Origin of the sequence: Pseudorhizobium banfieldiae (genome assembly GCF_000967425.1) — a bacterium.
Taxonomy (GTDB): Bacteria; Pseudomonadota; Alphaproteobacteria; order Rhizobiales; family Rhizobiaceae; genus Neorhizobium; species Neorhizobium banfieldiae.
Window position 1 is genome coordinate 2,969,559 of the sequence record NZ_FO082820.1, and the last position, 19,038, is coordinate 2,988,596.

The 19,038-nt window shown below is 61.0% G+C and carries 17 protein-coding genes; 10 read left to right on the top strand and 7 right to left on the bottom strand.

From position 1 onward, the window contains the following. Positions 1–42: 42 nt before the first annotated feature. Positions 43–1,260 carry a mannonate dehydratase gene (gene uxuA / locus NT26_RS14600; protein WP_052639744.1) on the top strand — a complete coding sequence of 406 codons (1,218 nt, stop codon included), beginning with the start codon at positions 43–45 and terminating at the stop codon, positions 1,258–1,260. Positions 1,261–1,569: 309 nt separating this feature from the next. Here the strand turns inward: uxuA and NT26_RS14605 are convergent, their stop codons facing one another. Next, on the bottom strand, positions 1,570–2,163 hold the full coding sequence (locus NT26_RS14605; RefSeq protein WP_052639746.1) for a TRCF domain-containing protein: 594 nt from the start codon (positions 2,161–2,163) through the stop codon (positions 1,570–1,572). Between the two features lie 248 nt (positions 2,164–2,411). Here NT26_RS14605 and NT26_RS14610 point away from each other — a divergent pair, with 248 nt between their 5' ends. From NT26_RS14610 to NT26_RS14630, 6 genes are read left to right on the top strand one after another with little or no spacing between them, the layout of a single operon-like run. After that, a complete protein-coding gene (locus NT26_RS14610; protein WP_244467617.1) occupies positions 2,412–4,133 on the top strand; it encodes an FAD-dependent oxidoreductase in 1,722 nt (573 codons plus the stop codon). After that, entirely contained in the window at positions 4,130–5,662 is a 1,533-nt protein-coding gene (locus NT26_RS14615) for a thiamine pyrophosphate-binding protein (RefSeq protein ID WP_280136217.1), read from the top strand. The genes NT26_RS14610 and NT26_RS14615 overlap by 4 nt, the downstream gene beginning before the upstream one ends. Continuing rightward, a complete protein-coding gene (locus tag NT26_RS23300) occupies positions 5,601–5,915 on the top strand; it encodes a thiamine pyrophosphate-dependent enzyme (protein WP_280136218.1) in 315 nt (104 codons plus the stop codon). Before NT26_RS14615 ends, NT26_RS23300 begins: the two co-directional genes overlap by 62 nt. Positions 5,916–5,942: 27 nt before the next feature. After that, positions 5,943–6,308, top strand: coding sequence for a cupin domain-containing protein (locus NT26_RS14620; RefSeq protein WP_052639750.1), 366 nt, complete (start codon positions 5,943–5,945; stop codon positions 6,306–6,308). 38 nt (positions 6,309–6,346) lie between these two features. Then, positions 6,347–7,804: an aldehyde dehydrogenase family protein gene (locus tag NT26_RS14625; protein WP_052639752.1), complete on the top strand. Its 1,458-nt coding sequence runs from the start codon at positions 6,347–6,349 to the stop codon at positions 7,802–7,804. Between the two features lie 17 nt (positions 7,805–7,821). Beyond that, entirely contained in the window at positions 7,822–8,673 is an 852-nt protein-coding gene (locus NT26_RS14630) for a sugar phosphate isomerase/epimerase family protein (protein ID WP_162197793.1), read from the top strand. Positions 8,674–8,686: 13 nt separating this feature from the next. Here NT26_RS14630 and NT26_RS14635 read toward each other — a convergent pair whose 3' ends face one another. The 6 genes from NT26_RS14635 to NT26_RS14660 all read right to left on the bottom strand — a co-directional run bounded on the left by NT26_RS14635 (position 8,687) and on the right by NT26_RS14660 (position 15,867). Further along, the gene (locus tag NT26_RS14635; RefSeq protein WP_052639756.1) at positions 8,687–9,643 is read right to left on the bottom strand and encodes a LysR substrate-binding domain-containing protein; all 957 of its coding nucleotides are present in this window, start codon (positions 9,641–9,643) and stop codon (positions 8,687–8,689) included. Between the two features lie 119 nt (positions 9,644–9,762). After that, positions 9,763–12,288 (bottom strand): branched-chain amino acid ABC transporter ATP-binding protein/permease, encoded by a 2,526-nt coding sequence (locus tag NT26_RS14640; RefSeq protein WP_052639758.1) that lies wholly within the window; start codon positions 12,286–12,288, stop codon positions 9,763–9,765. 7 nt (positions 12,289–12,295) lie between these two features. Further along, a complete protein-coding gene (locus NT26_RS14645) occupies positions 12,296–13,174 on the bottom strand; it encodes a branched-chain amino acid ABC transporter permease (RefSeq protein ID WP_052639760.1) in 879 nt (292 codons plus the stop codon). A 70-nt stretch (positions 13,175–13,244) separates the two neighbouring features. After that, a complete protein-coding gene (locus NT26_RS14650; RefSeq protein ID WP_052639762.1) occupies positions 13,245–14,504 on the bottom strand; it encodes an ABC transporter substrate-binding protein in 1,260 nt (419 codons plus the stop codon). Positions 14,505–14,578: 74 nt separating this feature from the next. Continuing rightward, positions 14,579–15,184: a glutathione S-transferase family protein gene (locus NT26_RS14655; protein WP_052639764.1), complete on the bottom strand. Its 606-nt coding sequence runs from the start codon at positions 15,182–15,184 to the stop codon at positions 14,579–14,581. A 2-nt stretch (positions 15,185–15,186) separates the two neighbouring features. Further along, positions 15,187–15,867, bottom strand: a complete 681-nt coding sequence (locus NT26_RS14660; protein ID WP_052639766.1) for an SDR family NAD(P)-dependent oxidoreductase — start codon at positions 15,865–15,867, stop codon at positions 15,187–15,189. 163 nt (positions 15,868–16,030) lie between these two features. On the opposite strand from NT26_RS14660, the gene NT26_RS14665 reads away from it, so the two are divergent. From NT26_RS14665 to NT26_RS14680, 3 genes are all read left to right on the top strand, one after another. After that, positions 16,031–16,495: a lysylphosphatidylglycerol synthase transmembrane domain-containing protein gene (locus NT26_RS14665; protein WP_280136219.1), complete on the top strand. Its 465-nt coding sequence runs from the start codon at positions 16,031–16,033 to the stop codon at positions 16,493–16,495. Positions 16,496–16,896: 401 nt separating this feature from the next. Further along, the gene (locus NT26_RS14675; protein WP_052639772.1) at positions 16,897–17,118 is read left to right on the top strand and encodes a hypothetical protein; all 222 of its coding nucleotides are present in this window, start codon (positions 16,897–16,899) and stop codon (positions 17,116–17,118) included. 163 nt (positions 17,119–17,281) lie between these two features. Then, positions 17,282–18,904 carry an MBL fold metallo-hydrolase gene (locus NT26_RS14680; protein WP_052639774.1) on the top strand — a complete coding sequence of 541 codons (1,623 nt, stop codon included), beginning with the start codon at positions 17,282–17,284 and terminating at the stop codon, positions 18,902–18,904. Positions 18,905–19,038 lie beyond the last annotated feature (134 nt).

Here is a 19,038-nt window from a genome sequence, read left to right on the forward strand (position 1 = left end):
ATGTTACTCATTGGCAGACGAGCAACGACGGGAGAAAACGAGATGCGGCAGACATGGCGCTGGTTTGGGCCGAAGGACCGTGTGTCCATCGATGACATGATGCAAGCAGGTGTCGAAGGCGTCGTCTCCGCTCTCCATCATGTACCAACAGGCACCGCATGGCGTCTGCAAGATATTGAAGCACGGCAGCTTGAAATCGGACGCATGAAGGACGGCTCATCCTCCGGGCTAGCCTGGGAGGTGGTTGAAAGCATACCTGTTTCAGAGGACATCAAGAGACAGACCGGTGATTGGAAGGCCCATGTTCGGGCATGGAAGACTACTCTTGAGAACCTCAACTCCGCAGGGATTCAGACAATTTGTTACAATTTCATGCCGGTGCTCGACTGGACGCGAACAGCTCTCGCTCACCGACTCCCCAATGGTGCGACATGCATGCGGTTCGATCTGATAGATTTCGCCGCTTTCGACATCCACATTCTTTGCCGCAAGGGTGCTGTGGAGAGCTTCCCTGAAGATATCGGTGAGCTTGCCAAAGAGCGGTTTGCGCAAATGTCGGAGGAGCGCAAGCACGAACTGGCACGCGATGTGGTTTTCGGGCTACCGGGAGCCGCAGAGAACTTCTCTCTCGATGATGTTCGCACCCACCTCTCGCTGTATGCCGAAATCTCCGAGGACCGTCTTCGGCAGCATCTGATTGACTTTCTCTCCGAAGTCGCACCGGTTGCGGAATCGCTTGGCATGCGCCTGTGTTGTCACCCTGACGATCCGCCATTTTCCCTGCTCGGACTGCCGCGTGTCATGTCCACGGAAGCGCATTATCGTGCAGTACTTGATGCAGTGAACCTCCCCTCGAACGGCGCTACTTTGTGCTCGGGATCGCTTGGCACTCGACCGGATAATGATCTTCCGGGGATGATGGAACGGTTGGGGGACAGGGTGCACTTCCTGCATCTTCGAAACGTTACCCGAGAAAGCGGCGGACTCATTGGAAGCTTCTACGAGGCTGAGCATCTCGGCGGGGGAACGGATATGGTCGCACTCATTGCTGCCGTGCTCAGGCAGGAGGCAAAGCGCCGGCAAGCAGGCCGATTGGATGTCTCTATTCCCTTCCGCCCCGATCATGGCCAAGACATACTGGACGACCTCGGCAGATCCGCTCAACCCGGTTATCCGGCCATTGGACGCTTGAAGGGATTAGCGGAACTCAGGGGAATACTCACTGCGCTTTCTCATCCGGTAGAGGGAATTCGCGACTGAAGCCTTGGATCAATCGTAGGCATGGATACTTGCTGCTGTCTTGCCCCTTCATCCAAGACGCTTGCATATCATCGCGGGCGTATCATCCGTCCATCCGCCAGTGGGTCCTTTGACTGGTGTGCAAGTTCTCGATCCCTTACACAAAAACTAAGGTTCAGAGACGGCCAGTTTGGGGCCGTGAGCGGACTGACGGCTATTGGACGCGCAGCTTACTGAGCAGACGTAAAAACGTTCCGGCGTCTGACATTCCTCCACTCGGCGAGCTCTGACATTTTGCCATCATCGAAGGGCTGTCGGTGCCTCATTGCATCAGTCAGAGACCTTAGCCGGTGCCTCATGTGTCAAGGTGATCGCAAGCGCTTCAGGCCCAGCCTCGAGCCTGGCAAAGCCTAGCCGCGCCGCCGCGAGCTGTAGTCGGGTCGTCCGCAGCAGAAGCGCCACCTCCTGCGGTAGCTCGCCGAAGCGATCTTCGAATTCTTCTTCCAGATCGTCCATCTCGTTCGGTGCGGAAGCACGCAACAGCCGGGCGTAGAGATTAGGCCTCACGGCGGCGTTTGAAACGTAATCCGCCGGTATGGTGCCTGCGACCCCGAGGGTAAGGGTTGCGCGCGGAGACGAACCCTCAGTTTGCCTACGCGACTTCGAAACGGCGCTCGCGAGCAGCTTCTGGTACAGGCCGATCCCAATGGCCTTGATGTGACCTGCCTGGTCCTCGCCGGCAAGGTCGCCACCACCCCGCAATTCGAGTTCACGCAAGCTGATGGCAAGCCCTGACCCCAGTCGATCGTTCTCCACGAGCGTCAAGAGGCGCAAGCGGGTATCCTCCGGCAGTTCGGCGCCCTCTTCCGTGAGGAGAATCAGATTCACCTGACCGAACTCTGCCGAACCAGAGTCGCGATTCATTAGTGATACCTTTCAGGCAGCGATTGATCGCGTCTTCAAGCGTCGCCGCGACCGACTGGCAGGCTAGTCTCTGGCCAGGATGACGTTACCCACGCTGGGCGGTGCGGGCAGGTGGCGGCTATAGCTGCATCGTATGGCACCCAAGGAAAACCCTATTAGGAATAAAGCCGGTTAGGCCCTAGTGGTGGTCTCCGGGAGAGGCCTGAGCAACGGAGGAGGATTGGCAGGCGATGCGGTTGGATCCTTCTATGCAGCAGTCGCTCGCGGAACTGGGCGAGGTCGACCTCATCGTTCTGGGCACGGGTGCAGCAGGGCTGACCGCCGCCTTGACAGCGACGCTGGAAGGGCTGAGCGTAGTCGTTCTGGAGGCTGCTCCTGTCGTGGGTGGCACCACAGCCCGCTCGTCCGGAACCGCGTGGATCCCCGACAACCGGTTGATGCGGGCCGTCGGTTTCGCGCCCGATGCGGAAGCGGCTCGCGCCTATCTCTCGGCCCTCATCAGCGACGCTGACGCGCAAGAAGCTTGGCAGGCATTCCTCACACATGCCCCTAAGATGCAGGCGGACCTCGAAGACAGGGCCGAGATCCTGTTCCGTCCCTACCGCAGCGCCCCCGATTATCAAAGCAATCTGGAAGGTGCCGCGTCGGGCGGCCGTGCGCTAGAGCCGATCGAGTTCGACGGACGGCGTCTCGACAGCTGGTTCGACAGGCTCGCAGAGCCCATGCGAGAACTGACCGTACTTGGCGGGATGATGGTAACGCGGGCGGAAGCTCAAAGGCTGATCCATGCGGAACGCTCTCCCGCCGCCATGATGGAAGGGCTGAAGCTCCTCCTTCGCCATCTTCGTGATCGCCTGCGCTTCAGGCGAGGCACTCGCCTTGTCATGGGCAATGCCCTCGTGGCGCGGCTTCTTCATGCTACCCTCATCCGTGGCGGACTTGTGTTCACCAACGCACATGTTCGGGAAATCGAGCTAACGGAAGGGCGCGTGGCCCGGGTCGGCGGCGTATACGGCGAACGCCCCTTCAGCCTGGCTACGCGCGCTGGCGTCGTGCTGGCAGGCGGCGGTTTCCCTGCAGATCCTGAGATGACGTCCAGATACCTCCCGACGCTTGCACCCGGACATTCGCCCGCTAGCCCTTTCGCGCGCGGCACGACGATCGGACTGGGCATCAAAGCCGGCGGGCAAATGGGGCCGGATCTCGGTCTAAATGCCCTGTGGTTTCCATCCTCGCTTTGGGCGAGACCTGGCGGCGGCCTCGCCGTCTACCCGCATATCGCCCTTGACCGCGCGAAACCGGGATCGATCATTATCGACCAAGCCGGAGAGAGGTTCGCCAACGAGGCGTCCAGCTATCACGACTTCTGCGCCGCGATGTTCCGTCACGGACCAGCAGCCTGTCCAGCCTGGATGGTCGTCGGGCGAGACTTCATCCGGCGCTATGGCTTGGGCGTGATTCGGCCCAGAACCCCTTCGCTCAACCGGTTTCTTCGTTCAGGCTACCTCAAGACGGGGAAAGATCCCGAGGAGCTCGCGCGGGAGCTTCACCTGCCGCCGGGTTCCCTCAGCCGCAGCATCGCGAAATTCAACGAGTGCGTGCGGGAGGGGCGGGATGCCGGCTTTCGGCGTGGAGAGAGTGCTTATGAGCGCTCGAACGGCGACGCAAGTCGCGGTTTTGCCAACCCCTGCCTGGGCGAAGTGGGACCTGGCAGGCTCTACGCCGTCGCCTTGTGGCCGACACCGCTAGCGACCGCCCGCGGACTGCTCTGCGGGATTTCCGGGGAGGTGCTGGACAATGAGGGCCATGCCATCCCCGGTCTCTATGCGGCGGGAAATGACATGCAATCCGTGTTCGGCGGCGAGTATCCGGGCGCAGGCGCCCAGATCGGACCGGCGATGACATTTGGATGGGCAGCAGCCCGCCACGCGGCACGGCGCGTGCAGGACTTCAATGGGAGAGATACATGACGAAGCAAAAGGGCGGCACCTACATCGCCGAGGCGCTGGTACGGGAAAAGGTTCCCTACGTGTTCGGTGTTTGCGGCCACGGCACGGTTGGGCTCATCGACTGCCTACACGAGGTCAAGGATGAGGTCCCGATGATCTCGCCCCGCCACGAGCAGACGGCGGTCCACATGGCCGACGGCTTCTTCCGGGTCTCCCACAAGGTGGCGGCGACGCTGACCTCGACGGGGCCCGGCTCCTGTAACCAGATCATGGGGCTTGCCGTCGCCCAGACCGATAGTTCGGCTATACTAGCCATCACGGCGAACGTTCCGACCCAACAGTTCAACCGGGCACCGTTCCAGGAACTGAACATGCATGGCCAGGCAGACTTCAACCAGGTCATCAAGCCGGTGGTCAAGCGCAGCTTCCAACCATCGCGAGTCGAGCAACTGCCGCTGATGATCCGCCAGGCGACCTCGACAATGACCACCGGCCGCCCCGGTCCAGTGAACCTCGACATACCCTACAACCTGTTCCAGGAAGAAGGTGACCTCCAGCCGGAACCCGTCGGCTCGGCATTCGGCCAGCGCCGCCCCGGAGCATCCCCTGCTGACCTCCAGCAGGTGGTCGACTGGCTGCTGGCAGCCGAGCGGCCAGTGCTGTTCGTCGGACACGGAATGGCGCTTTCGGAGGGCGGTGCGGAACTGACCGAGCTTGCCCACCGCCTCCAGGTACCGGTCATCTCCTCGCCAAACGGCATGGGCACGATCGACATGGAAGACTCGCTGTCGCTCGGCTTCATCGGCCGGAACGGCGCCTATCAGGCAAACCAGGCCGGTCGTCATGCCGACCTGGTGCTCGCCATCGGTGCACGCTTCGACGACCGTTCCGCCTCAAGCTGGCGCCCGGGCTATTCTTGGAATTTTCCGCACACCAGGCTGGTGCATGTCGACCTGGACCACGCTGAGCTGACGCGCAATTACACTCCCGATATTGCCATTCTCGCCGACGCACGGACGTTCCTTTCCCAGGTCCTCGGGGAACTCGATTCACGTTCTGTATGCCCCGACGAGAGCCGGCTTGCCCCCTGGCGGGCCGACATTGCTGGTTGGCGCAGCGAGTGGGAGGCTTTCGTTGCCCCGAATTTCTCCCTGCACCAGACGCCGATAAGGCCTGAGCGTATCGTCGAGGATTGCCAAAAGGTGTTGCCGCATGACGCGATCCTGTCCTTCGATGCCGGCATCCACCACAACTGGTTCATGCAGTTCTGGAAGGCACGCCGCCCGCAGAGCATGCTGAACTCCTGGGGTTATTCCGGCATGGGCTTCGGCCCCTCGGCCATTCTCGGGGCGAAACTCGCTGCCCCCGATCGCGTCTGCGTCTCCGTGTGCGGCGACGGCGGCTTCACCATGGTGCCGCATGTGCTCTGTACGGCGGTCGAGTACGACATCCCGGTCATCTGGGTCGTCTGGAACAACTTTGCATGGGGTGCGATCCGCGACCTGCAATACGGCTATTTCGACGGCCGCGAATACGGAACGGCCTTCTAACCAGGGAGCGAACGCGGCGCCCTACAATCCCGATTTTGCTGCATGGGCGCGGGCGGCCGGCGTTGCGGGCTACACCGTGACCCGGTCGGAGGACTTCGCAGCGACGCTGGAAGAGGCTGTTCGTCTGAACCGTCCGGTCCTGATCGACGTGCATGTCGATGCCGACATCCGCCCGCCGGCGACCGGTTCCTGGGCCCTGCCGCCTCTGCAGCCAAAGGAGCCGGCGTTCGGAACTCCGTGGCAGCCGACCTGACGATCACTTGTACCAGGGAAACAAAATATGACCGACCGCAAGAGCATCATCCGCAACATCGTCGAAGAGCCCTGGCAGGAATTCCCCGCCCATTTCGGCGGCGCCTTGTCGAAAGCGCTGGTAGCCCCCGCCACTACAGGTTCCCGCCTGATGGACTACCGCATTTCGACTTACGCACCGATGGCCTATGTCGAACGTCACGTGCACAAGGTGCAGGAGCAAGTCTACCACATCCTGGACGGCGAAGGGCTTATGGAGATCGACGGCAAGACGCGTGTCGTGCGCAAGAACGACGTGATCTTCATTGCCCCCGGCAGTTGGCATTCCATCACGAACTCCGGCCTCGGCCAGTTGACCTTCATCGTGGTCACGACGCCTGTCTCGGACGAATGAACCTCATCGGCCAAATACCAGTTGAGAAAGGATGTCCGATGAGACTTCCATTTGATGTCTCCCCGTCACCTGCAGCCCTCCCGCAGGTTGCGATGCTGCTCGATGGGCGATGGGAGTTGGGCGAAGGCGCAGCACGGCCAGTTTTCGACAAGTATCGCCTAGACCCGTTCGCCGAACTCCCCGCAAGTTCCCCAAGGCAGATCCGCCAGATGATAGATGCTGCGCAGGCGGCATTCGAAGGGGATCGGCTTACCCCCCACGAGCGAGGCCGCGTGCTCGAGCGCGTCGCAGAACTTCTCGAAGCACGACGCGACATCGCCTTGACCGTCATGCAGCGTGAGACCGGCTTTACGAGCCAGGACTGCAACGGAGAAATCAACCGCACGATCGAGACGCTACGGCTAACAGCGGAAGAGGCACGTCGTCTGTCCGGCGATATCGTACCCGTGGCAGGTGCGGCCGGGCAAGGAAACCGGATGGCGTTCACGCTGCGTGTGCCGCTTGGCGTCTTGCTGGCCGTGACCCCTTTCAACGCGCCGCTCAACACCGTCACTCACAAGATCGCTCCGGCGCTCGGCGCGGGCAATGTGGTGATCCTCAAGCCGGCAGGACAGACGCCTCGCACCGCCTGCTTCCTGGCCACGCTTTTTCTTGAGGCCGGGCTCCCTGCCAATCACCTCCAGATATTCCATGGTGGCGGTGAAGCGGTGCGCCTTGCGATGGAAGATGCGCGGGTGCGGTACATCGCCTTTACCGGTTCCACTGAAGTGGGTCGGATCATCCAATCGCAAGCCGGCTTGCGGCGTACGCAGATGGAACTCGGTTCCATCGCATTCACTATCCTGGCTGAAGACGCCGACCTCTCCAGCGCCCTGCCGAAGGTGGTGAACGCAGGTTACCGGAAGGCCGGGCAGGTCTGCACCTCCGTTCAGGTCCTTCTGGTGCATGAAAGCCTTGCCGAGCAGGTCGAAACGACGTTGGCACAGATGGTCGCTGGACTGGTGTATGGCGATCCGACGCAGCCTGGCTGCAGCACCGGCCCCCTGATCTCGCTGGGGGACGCTGAACGCATCGAGGCGTGGATCGGCGACGCTTGCCAGAATGGGGCACGTCTTCTCGCAGGCGGTACACGGGAAGGTGCAGTCGTTGCACCGACGCTACTCGCCGAGGTTACCTCCGACATGAGCGTCGGCTGCAAGGAGATATTCGGACCGGTGGTCTGCATTGAGCGATACAGCGATTTCGACGCTGCGATCCGGCGAATAAATGGAACCCCCTACGGGCTTGCCAGCGGGCTTTTCACCAACAGTCTGGAGAAGGCCTTCAGGGCGATGCGCGAATTGCATGTCGGTGGCGTGCACATCAACCAGACTTCGTCGTCGCGGGTCGACATGATGCCTTATGGAGGTTCCAAGGATAGTGGTTTCGGCCGCGAAGGGCCCCGGTACGCCATGCACGAGATGACGGAAGAACGTGTCGTGAGTTTCACGGTCTGATGGAGCGGGAGGCAAGGGTGGAGAAATGCTTAGCGACCTCCCGTCCGCCGACGGTCAACACCTATGGCTTTCTCTGGAGCCATAGGGCCGATGAAGCCATTGGGCTCCTGCTCGAGAAAGGCTACCGGGAATTCGAACTGATGATGCAGCCGCCGCATCTTTCGCTTGACCCGAAGAGCCCGGAAGCGATGGCGATCAGGTCCCTCGTGTCGGCGGGAACCCTCGAGTTGCACTCCCTCAACATGCCGAGCCTCGATCTTAACCTGGCGTCCGCCATGGAAGAGATGCGGGCATACTCTGTGAACATGTTCTGCCGTCAGATCCGACTGGCCGGTGCTTTGGGTGCGCGGAGACTGGTAGTGGCGCCGGGACGGGTCAGCCCTCTCTTTCCCGCCCCCGCCGAGCTCCTTCGGCAATGGCTTCGGGATGCGCTTGAAGCCCTCCTTCCGCTCGCTCGCCGGGAGGGCGTCACCCTCGCGCTTGAGAACCTCCCAATCGCTTCGCTGCCAAGGGCATCAGACCTGTTGGACTTCATCACCCTCCTCGATACGCCGTCGAATCTCGGCATCTGTTACGATGTGGCCAATGCGCACTATAGCGCCGAGGATCCCCTCGAAGGCATCATGCTCCTGAGAGACCATCTCCAACTCCTCCATTTCTCCGATACGAGGCGGGACAGGTGGCGGCACGACATCATTGGCGAGGGCGAGATCGGCTTCCAGCGCATCTGTGATCTCCTCGACGAGATCGGCTGGATGGGACCTCTGGTCATCGAGATCATATCGAGCAGCAGCGAGCCAGTAGACGCCATCACCCGCAGCCATCATGCGCTGGCAAGCGCGCGGCACAGCTTCGGACTGGAGTTCTGAAGTGCCCAGCCCCTCAGGCTGCTCGATCAGGTCCCGTCCAGGTTACACCCCGCCACCGCCGTGACAGCACTTCCTCGCAGGCGATGTTGAGCAGTTCCTCGTGCACGACGCTGACTGCCGGTGCCGCCGTCTCGCGAGGCGGCGCATAAAGATAGTTGAGCCGGGTCATCGACATGCCGCGGAAGGGCAGGCAGCGCCACTGCGAGGCTTGCGCCGGGCCATGCACATTGACTGCGGCCATCGGCTTCACGGTCGCCCCCATGCCGCGCTGGAGACATTGCATCAGGATCGACAGGCTGTCGATTTCCGCTACCGGATTACAAGTCAGGTTAAGCCGCTCGAACTCCAGGTCGACGCGACGGCGCAGCCCATGCTGCGGGCTGGGAAGGATCAGCGGAACCTCGAGCAGGTCCCGCACCGTGACGGATGTCATGTCATCCGGCAGGAGCTTGCGGTCGCGAGGATAGACGAGGAAGAGTTCCTCGCGCAGAAACTCGGTCTCCTCCCAGTTGGGCACAGCCGATGGCGTAAACAGCACGGCGAGATCGAGATCACCGGCAACGGCGAGGTTTCGGAGGTTGCCACTCAATCCTTCGATCAGGTTGACGATGATGCCCGGGAAGCGCCGGTTGAGTCGCACGACGAGATCCACGCCGATCTGGGCTGAGGTGGTCGGCGGAAGACCAAGAGTGACACGGCCGGAAATCTGGGTTTCCGCCTCCCGTGTCATGGTGATAGCCTGCTCGATCTGGCGCAGAATGAACTTCGCCTGCCGATGCAGTGTAATGCCCTTGGCGGTGGGCGTCACCCCGCGGCTCGAGCGAAGAAAGAGCGGGGCGCCCACCTCGTATTCCAGGCGAGCGATCTGCTGGCTCAACGCGGGCTGGGCGATATTCAGTTCGCGAGACGCCTGCGAGAACCCTCCGCAGTCGACGATCGCGACGAAGTATCTGAGTTGCTTGACATCCATTCCAGGTCCAACACCCCCAACCCTGCCTTTCGGCGTCCGACGTGGCCGAATGGGCAAGCCTCGTGCCTATGGAAACTGAGGTGCCCTGGCTGCGGCACCTCATCATTGCAGCCGTCGGCCTAAAGCCAAAGTATCTGCTTGCGATAGTCCATGTCTTTTAGCAATGGCTCTGCCGGCCCCGTATGGAACACCTTTCCGTTCTCTAAAGCAAAGACGCGATCGGCCAGCGCCAGCACAAGGTCGAGATTGTGCTCGACGATGATGATCGGCACGTCCTGGCGCAGCCTGTCGAAGGTGCGGAAGAGATCTTCCACGATAGCAGGCGCCAGGCCTTCGAACGGTTCGTCGAGCAGCAGCAGGTTGACATTGCCGGATAGCGCCCGCGCCACTGCGAGCATTTGCTGTTCGCCGCCGGAAAGGTAGTCGGCATGGCTGTTGATCCGCTCCTTGAGCCGCGGGAAGTAGTCGAAGATCTTGTCTTCGTCCCACACTGTTCCCGTTTCCCCGTCGGTCCGCCGTGCCAGGCGCCCGAGCGCCAGGTTGTCCCGCACGGTCATGCCGGCGAAGACGCCCCTGCCCTGCGGAACATAGCCAACCCCCGCCCGCGCCATCTGCCACGGGGAAAGGCCCGTCACATCCTTCCCGTGCAGGAGCAGCTTACCGTCTGCTGGCGTTACGATTCCCGCTATCGTCTTGAGAAAGGTCGACTTGCCTGCGCCATTCCGGCCGAGCAGAGCCACGATCTCGCCTTTCCGAGCCTCCAGCGTAGCGCCATTGAGGATATGGCTCTTGCCGTAGAAGGTATGCAGGTTGTCAGCCTGCAGCACCAGTTCGCCGGACGTGGATGTGACCGCGGTACAACCGACCACCGCCGGTGTGCCCGTTCCCGTATAGATCTCCTGGACCTTGCGGTCAGTGCGAACGATCTCGGGCGTGCCATTGATCAGCACCTGCCCCTCGTTCATCACCGTGACCTCCTGACAGAACGAAAGGACGCGGTCGATGTCGTGCTCGACGATCAGGACAGGGACATAGCGGGCCATCGTCACGATCAGGCGACCGACGCGCTCGCGCTCCGCCGCCGCAAGGCCGGCCAGGGGTTCATCCAGGAGGATGACCTTCGGCTTCGAAGCAAGCGCAATTCCCAGATCGACCAGCCTCTGCCCGCCATAGGAAAGATCCCCACCCTTGACCTCTTCAATGCCTTCAAGCCCGAGAAACCGGATCAGTGCCGCAGTATCGCGATTGACATCGACAAGCCTCTCGGCGTCACGCCAGATCCCATAGCGATGCGGATCCTTGGCCTGACCCGATAGCCGCAGGTTTTCCCTGATGCTGAGGTTGTTGAACAGTGAAGTGATCTGGAATGACCGAGCGAGGCCGGAATGGCATATCTCCTGCGGAGAAAGCCCGTGGATCGCTTGACCGAGCAGACGCACATTTCCGGAGACGGGCTTGTAGAGCCCCGATATCAGGTTGAAGAGTGTCGTCTTGCCTGCGCCGTTCGGGCCGATCAGGACATGGATCTCCCCCGGTTTCACGGAAAGTGATGCATTCTGGACCGCCTTGATGCCGCCGAAGTTGATGGAGACCTGCTCGGCGACCAGAACCTCGCCGGTCGTCGGCTCCGGCCGAAGTGTTTCGGGGAGCTCAAGACCCTCGTAGATCTTGCGCCGGCTCATGGCAGCCGTTTCTTCCGGCAGCGGATGGAACTTCCGCCAGATCTTCTCTCCCAATCCGACAAGACCGCCAGGCAGATACATCACAAAGGCAACGAAGGTCACACCGAACCAGAACATCCAGTCGGAGGTGGCGATCGAGAACAGTTCCCGGAAGAGGATGAAGAAGACGACCCCCACGGCCGGCCCCAGGATATGCGCATGCATCCCCCCGATCACCACCATAGCCATCAGTTCGCCGGACATCTCGATAGACGTGCTCTCGGCGGTGACGATGTAATGGAGGAAACCGGAAAGGGCACCGGCGAGGCCGGTGAGGGAGGCGGAAACGATATAGGCGATATGCTTGTAGCGCTGGACGTCGTAGCCTTGGAACTCCGCCCGTAGCGTGTTCTCGCGGATTGCCAGAAGAACCGTTCCGAACGGCGACCGGGTAAGGCGGATCATGGAATACAGGACGCCGAAACCAATCGCCGCGACCACGATGTAATAGGTCAGGTTATCGGCAAGATCGAGGGGCCCAATGCTTCCGCGGGTGAACCCGCCCAGACCATCTTCACCACCGGTCAACGCCGTCCACCGATAGGCGACGGTGAATGTCAGGGCGGTGAAGGCAAGGGTCAGAAGGGAAAAGTAGACACCACGCCGGCGCAGGATCAACCAGCCGACGACCGCCGCAATCACCGCGACACAGAAGATGGAACCCAGCACCGGAAGGATGAACTGGCCGGGCAGGAAGTTCTTCTGAAGAAGCGCTGCCGCATAGCCGCCCATCCCGAACCACGCGGCATGGCCGAAGCTGACGAGACCGGTATAGCCCATCAGCAGGTTGAGGCCCAATACGGCGATACACAGGGAAACGACCATGGTCGCCGTCGTCAGCGTCAGGCCGACCATCGGTAACACGACTGGCAGAAGGACCAACACGAGTGCGCTGACGGCAAGGGTTTTTGTTTGCGAGCTCATCAGGTCATCAGCCTTCGAATTTTGCCATGCGTTCGCCCAGTAGCCCGCGCGGGCGCAGCAGCAGGACAAGGAACATCAGGATGTACATCGACGCCTCGGAGGCGGCGGGCAGATACTGGATGGTGATCGACCGGACAACGCCGACCAGAACGGCTGCCAGCACCACGCCCCAGAAGGAGCCGAGCCCGCCGATGATCACGACGATGAAGCCGATCGTCAGGATTTCCGCACCCATGGCCGGATGAACCGTCGTGATCGGGGCAAAGAGGGCACCGCCCACCGCCGCCAGGCCAACGCCGATCATAACCACCGTCGTCATGTACGGCTGGAGGCGGATACCAAGCGCGCCCACCATGTCCGGGTTCTGGATCCCTGCCCGGATGACGCGGCCGAATGACGTGCGGTTCAGGAGCAGCCAAATCGAAGCGAGGATGGCGAGGACGACGCCGAGCATCACCAGGCGGTATTTCGAGAAAAGCAGCGGCCCGATCTCCACGCCGCCCTTCAGACCGGATGGGAGCGTCTGCGACAACGGTGCGGCACCCCAGATCATCCGGATCGCCTGTTCCGCGACCATCGCCAGCCCGAATGTCACGAGCAGGCTGAGGATGGGATCCTCCCGGTAGAAACGACGCAGAACGAAACGTTCGAACAGTATGCCGAGACAGGCAACCAGTAGAGGGGAGACGACTACGGCAGGAGCAAAACCAAGATGCGGCGTGAGGGTCACCGCGAGGTAGGCCCCGATCGCGTAGAAGCCGCCATGGGCAAGATTGACGATCCCGCCGACCGAAAAGATCAGGGACAGGCCTAAGGCGATCAGCAGGTAATATCCTGCGAGAACCAGCCCATTCACGACCTGCTCGAAGAGGAAGAAAAGTTCCATTTGAGTTTCCTGGCAATGGTCCCCCGCCGGAAAGTGCTCCCGCGGGGGATGGGTCCGCCGGTTTGCGGACTCAGAGTTTGCAGGCGCCGGTGTCTTCCGGATAAATGCTCGTCAGCTTCTCGCCTTCGGCCGGCACGACGGCACCTAGTTGAAGCATGTCGTAGACGGTCGAATAGCTGCCTTCCGGCTTGACGGAGAACGAGTACGCTTCTTGGACCAGTTGATGGTCGAACTTGCGGAAGTAGGCCGGCCTTTTCTTGAGAATGTCGAACTCCGCTTCAGTCTCGAAGTAGTCGATGATCTTCTCGTTGTCGCTGCCGCCGGTGGCTTCGAAAGCCTTCGCGAGGATGTTTCCGGTGATGTACTCGATCCAGGCATGGTTCTCCGGGATCTCCCCGCCATATGCCGCCTTGTAGTCCTCGACGAACTTCTTTGTTCCGGCGGTATCGATCGTGTCAAACCATACGGTAGGCCAGACTCCTCCGAAATTGCCCATGCCGGCCGCCCAGGCATCCGCCGTGTTGAGGTTGAAGCCGACGGTTGGAATGGACAGCCCAAATTCCGCGTACTGCTTGAGGAAATTGGTGACCTGGTTACCGCCAAGGTTGAGGCAGACCACGTCCGGCTGAGCCTGGCGGATCTTGAGGATGTTCGCGGAGAAGTCGGTGGCGTCCGTCGGCACCAGTTCATCGCCGACGAGTTCGGCATTGTTGGCGGCGAAGAAGGCCTTCGCTGCCTTCAGAAGATCGTGCCCGAAGACATAGTCGGAGGTCACCGTGAAGAACTTCTTGCCTTCCACCATTCCCTGTTGCTTCAGCGCCGTTCCCACTGCATTGACCATGACGGCATTCGGGATGTCCGTGCAGAACATGTAGCGGTTGCAGCGGTCGGCACGAAGGACGTCGGACCGCGGTCCCGTAGCGATGAATAGCTTCTTGTTGCGGCTTGCCACTTCGGAAATGGCGAGTGCCGAGGCCGAGGATATCTCGCCCACCAGCACGTCGACCTTGTCGCGCTCGATCATGCGCTGCGCCTTGGTCGCCGCAGTTTCCGGATTGATGGAGTCCTCGGCAATGATCTGCAGCTTGCGACCATTGACACCACCTGCTTCATTGATCTGGTCGACCGAAAGCTTCAGACCGTTGATCGCGTACTGCCCGAGCGTTCCGAGGAACCCCGTCAGCGGCACCAGGTGCCCCAGCACGATAGGCTGCTCCTGCGCCCGCAGGATCGACGGCGCTGCTAGCCCCGACGCCATGAGTACGCCGGTGCCGACACCGGTCTTCAGAATCTGTCGCCGGGACAGGATGAACTTGCTGGTCTCTTCCATTTTGCTTCCTCCCTTTAGCTACATGGATATCGAAATCTTGCCGCTGCGCGAGCAGCGGCGGGCATGAGCCTCCCTCAGGCCGCCGGGTAAGCGGTGGCCCGCATGATCTCCTCCTCGGCGAATGAGTTCACCCAGTCCGAAAGCGCTGGAAATGCTGCCCGCCACTCCTGTTCGGGGTGACGGAAATCGAGATATTCCAGTGCCGCGCCAACGGCGATCGTCCCGATATGCGGCGCCGCCAACTGGGCTATCCGTCCCGAGAAATGATTGAGGCCGGCGCTGATACGCAGACGCTGCGCCGCGATCCATTCAGGCCACCTCATTTCGGCCGGCCGGTTCACCAGTTCGTAGCGAAGGTTGACGGCCGCCTCCATCACGCCATCGGCGATCGACTCCAGAACCTGGATTTCCCATATGTCTGCCGTCTCCGAGCCGTAGAGGCTTGGCCCCTCCCCCCGACGGTCGATGAAGCGACAGATCGCCCGGCTGTCGTGGATCGGGCCATCCGGCGTCTTCAGCACCGGGATCTTTGCAAGCGGGTTGATGCCCGCGAGGTGGTCGTTCCTGACCACCGGGTCGACGCGCACGATCTCCAAATGGAGTGAAACTTGCCGCTCCATCGCAGCCATCCGCACCTTTCGCGCGAATGGCGAGGCGGGGGAATGGAGAAGCGTCAGCATGATCAGATCAGCCCGCCATTCGGCTGAATAATCTGGCCCGAGACCCAGCTCGCGCGGTCCGATGCGAGAAACGCGACGACAGCGGCCACCTCCTCTGGTCTGCCGACGCGATTGAACGGAGACATCGCGGCCGACCGGGCGACTGCTGCCTCATCCTTGCCGGCGCGAAAGAGATCGGTATCCACGGGACCCGGTGCCACGCCGTTGACGCGGATGCCCCTGCCAGCGACTTCCTTGGCAAGTGAACGCAGGAGCGCCTCGACGGCAGCCTTAGTGGCCGCATAGGGCCCGACACCGGGCACGGCATGGCGGACCAGCGATGTCGTCAGCGCAATGATGACACCGCTGTCCTCGACCCCAGCGGCAGCGGCTTTGAGCACATTGAACGCACCGATGATGTTGGTTTCCACCAGATCGCGCATCCGATCATTGTCGAAAGTCGCAAGCGAACCCGGCGGGACGTTGATGCCGGCATTGGCGACGACGCAATCCAGCTTGCCGAGCCGTGCCTTTGCCTCGGCGAAGGCGGCCTCGACGCTAGCCGGATCGCGAATGTCCACCGGAATTGATCCGTCCTTGCCTGAGGTGGAGGTGGCCTCGACCTTCCACCCCTCCGTGCGCATGGCTTGGACAGTCGCTGCGCCAATTCCGCGTGATCCACCAACGATCAAAGCCGTCTTCATACAATCCCTCCCTCATCAGAGCCGGCATGACAGGATGTCTGTGCGTACATCCGCTGCCAGATGCTCTTGTGGGCTGGAACCTGCGCTTTTTTTCCCGCAGCCGCCAATAGGGATTGCGACCAGGTCCATAAGAAGATCGTATAGGAATAAGTGACTGTTAGGATTGGATTTTGAGTTTTCTCCGACCCCACGCGATGGCCGATCAACCTACAGAAACGCCGACTGGCGATGTCCCGCACGATGCCGCGTACTGCCGCAGTCAAGGCTTCAGGACGGACGGCTGGTGTTGAAGACACTCGCCCTGCTGGTGAGCATCTTTCTACTGGATGTGGCTACTCTTTGGGCCGTAGCGCATTCGGTGGGCATGGAACTGGCACCGGCCCCGGCCTTCATCAGCTTCGTGCTCGCGTCCGTGGTGGCGACATTGTCGCCGGTCCCGCTGGGTTTGGGGACCTTCGAGGGGACGTGTATCGGGCTCCTCCATGTCATGGGCAGCAGCATCGAGAGCAGTCTGGCTGCGACCTTGATCTTCCGCGGCTTCACCCTGTGGCTTCCGATGCTTCCCGGACTCTGGCTGATGCGCCGTGAATTGCCCGGTAGGAATGCGCGCAGTGCCGGCCGGGAGTAAAGGTCCGCCGGACCCGGCCGTGGTGCGGCGATCAGATGCGGCACCTGATCCAAAGGTAGTATCGGCCTCAGGCAATCAATCTACTCGTGTCTCGGCAAGTAGAGGAGTATGTTGCACCTTTAGCCAAACAGGATAGATGGTCTTGCTTAGGAACTGCAGAGCAATCATCGATAGTGGCCCTGCGGAGGTTGTCGCCGCCTGTGATCTGCTCGCCTCCCGAGCTAACGAGGCAGAGCCAGGGATCATTCTGCGGATAGCCGTGTCCCTGTACCAGGGTGGCCTAGAGGATCCGCAACGTTTGGCGGATGCCGTTTCTCTTCTATCGACCAGCAAACTCTTCACCGGGATGTTCTTCTGACGTTTGGCAGGCGGGGAAGACCGCGAGATCCCTGGAGGTTGCCATGAAGGCCTTCATCCTCAAGGAAAACATATCGAGATATCAGGCACTCCTCGACCAGGAGCAGGACGAAGAGCGTCGCCGGAGGCTCGAGGAGATGCTGGCGTCAGCGCTACGGGAACTGACCCTTGTCCAGGCGCGGAGAAGCGACCTTCAGCGTAGTGACGACCCGATTCATGCCGCAGCACAAAGCAGCATGTTCTCGCAAGGCCGTAGGCAGAAATAAGATTGAAGCCACCCCGCACCGACGTCGGCGACTGTTCCTGCACATCGTGGACAACGAGATGACGCCACGACGTGGCCACGGCCGCTATTGATGGACATCAACGAATGCGCGCCAATATCCGCTAGCCTTGTTCCGCAATGATCAACCGACCGTAAGAACCACCATGGCTGCCGAACCTACCATCTCTTTTCACGGTGCAGCCGGTGGCGTGACGGGTTCCTGCTTCCTCCTACGGGCAAATGAGCGAAGCATTCTGATTGATTGCGGCCTCTTCCAAGGCTCCAAGACCGAGAAGGAGCTAAGCTACCGCGCCTTCCCCTTCTCCCCATCAACCGTTGATGCGGTGATCCTCACCCACTCACACATCGACCACAGCGGCTTGCTTCCAAAGCTGGTGAAGGAGGGATATCGCGGGCCGATCTACTGCACGCCAGCCTCGCTCGACCTATGCGCGGTCATGCTGCCCGATTCCGCCCACATCCAGGAGATGGAGGTGGAGCAGCTCAACCGCCGCAACAGACGCCGCGGTCGACCGATCGTGTCTCCGATCTACACGTCTGCCGACGCCGCAAACACCCTCGTCCAGATGCGTACGCTTCCGTACCGGCAGTGGTGTGATGATCTTGAAGACACCCGTTTCCGGCTATGGAATGCCGGCCACCTTCTCGGCTCCGCGTCGGTGGAACTCGAAATCAGGCTTCAGACGGAAACGCTTCGCATCCTCTTTTCCGGAGACATCGGACCACAGGGCAAGCTTCTTCAGCATGAGCCGGAGGCACCCGCACAGTGGGACTATGTAATCTGTGAGAGCACGTATGGCGACGAAGACCGAGTGGACATTAGTCCGGAGCAGCGGAGGGCGCTGCTGCGAGAGGAAGTCAACCGGGCCGCCCGGAGTCCCAACGGCGCACTCGTCATCCCTTCCTTTGCCGTTGACAGAACCCAGGAACTGCTGACGGATCTTGTTGTGCTGATGGATCAGGATCTGATTTCCCCCTGTCCGGTGGTTATAGATTCTCCGCTGGCCTCAAGAGCCACCGGAGTGTTCAGGCGCAATGTATCGGAACTGGAAAGGGGAGACCTGTTGCAGCGCGCGCTCTCCTCCCGCCACGTGCGCTTTACAGAAACATTCGAACAGTCCAAGGCCCTTGACGATCAGATGGAGTTCCACATCGTCATCGCGGCAAGCGGGATGTGCGAGGCTGGCAGGATTAGACATCGCTTGAAAAGATGGCTGTGGCGTGAGGAAGCAACAGTCCTGCTCGTCGGCTATCAAGCCGAGGGCACATTGGGGAGATTGCTTGAGCAGGGAGCACGGACTGTCCGCATCCAGGGCGACGACATCGCCGTGAAAGCAAGCATCCGAAACCTGGACGTGTACAGCGGCCATGCTGACGCGAAAGAGCTTGTCGATTGGATCAGACAGCGGCTCCCGATCAAAACTTCGTTGTTTCTTGTGCATGGTGAGACCTCTGCTTTAGAAGGGCTGCACCGCAGAATCGAGGATATCGATCCGGGCTTTTCCATCATCCAGCCGTCATTGGATTCGACCTACATGCTCGGACGCAGTGAGAGCAAGCAGACGTCACCTGAAGTTCCTCCCCGACTGCCTCCGCTTCAAGTTGGAAGTCGCGACTGGCACAACGACTTCCAGGGATTCGTTCTTGACCTTCAGGAGCGGCTTGCCACGGCTGCCGATGATAAGGCCCGCCGCGTAATCCTGCGACGCGTGATGGGAGCCTTGGATGAGGATGAGAGGAGCACCGGCAGATCAAGCCGTGACTAGCTTATGGATCTGACGTGCTTGCCGCTGGATATCGAAGGTGCGGCTTCAGTTTCCGTACTGTTGCCGCCGTCCTGAGAATGGTCAGAGGTACCGCTCCACCTCGCCAGCCTCCTTGTTCGGCGGTCAGCGCGTTA

Coding starts and splice junctions, on each gene's coding strand:
- NT26_RS14645 (WP_052639760.1), bottom strand. CDS start 13,174: ATGGAACTTTTCTTCCTCTTCGAGCAGGTCGTGAATGGGCTGGTTCTC.
- NT26_RS14620 (WP_052639750.1), top strand. CDS start 5,943: ATGACCGACCGCAAGAGCATCATCCGCAACATCGTCGAAGAGCCCTGG.
- NT26_RS14675 (WP_052639772.1), top strand. CDS start 16,897: ATGAAGGCCTTCATCCTCAAGGAAAACATATCGAGATATCAGGCACTC.
- NT26_RS14610 (WP_244467617.1), top strand. CDS start 2,412: ATGCAGCAGTCGCTCGCGGAACTGGGCGAGGTCGACCTCATCGTTCTG.
- NT26_RS14615 (WP_280136217.1), top strand. CDS start 4,130: ATGACGAAGCAAAAGGGCGGCACCTACATCGCCGAGGCGCTGGTACGG.
- NT26_RS14635 (WP_052639756.1), bottom strand. CDS start 9,643: ATGGATGTCAAGCAACTCAGATACTTCGTCGCGATCGTCGACTGCGGA.
- NT26_RS14650 (WP_052639762.1), bottom strand. CDS start 14,504: ATGGAAGAGACCAGCAAGTTCATCCTGTCCCGGCGACAGATTCTGAAG.
- NT26_RS14625 (WP_052639752.1), top strand. CDS start 6,347: ATGAGACTTCCATTTGATGTCTCCCCGTCACCTGCAGCCCTCCCGCAG.
- NT26_RS14640 (WP_052639758.1), bottom strand. CDS start 12,288: ATGAGCTCGCAAACAAAAACCCTTGCCGTCAGCGCACTCGTGTTGGTC.
- NT26_RS14605 (WP_052639746.1), bottom strand. CDS start 2,163: ATGAATCGCGACTCTGGTTCGGCAGAGTTCGGTCAGGTGAATCTGATT.
- uxuA (WP_052639744.1), top strand. CDS start 43: ATGCGGCAGACATGGCGCTGGTTTGGGCCGAAGGACCGTGTGTCCATC.
- NT26_RS14660 (WP_052639766.1), bottom strand. CDS start 15,867: ATGAAGACGGCTTTGATCGTTGGTGGATCACGCGGAATTGGCGCAGCG.
- NT26_RS14655 (WP_052639764.1), bottom strand. CDS start 15,184: ATGCTGACGCTTCTCCATTCCCCCGCCTCGCCATTCGCGCGAAAGGTG.
- NT26_RS14680 (WP_052639774.1), top strand. CDS start 17,282: ATGGCTGCCGAACCTACCATCTCTTTTCACGGTGCAGCCGGTGGCGTG.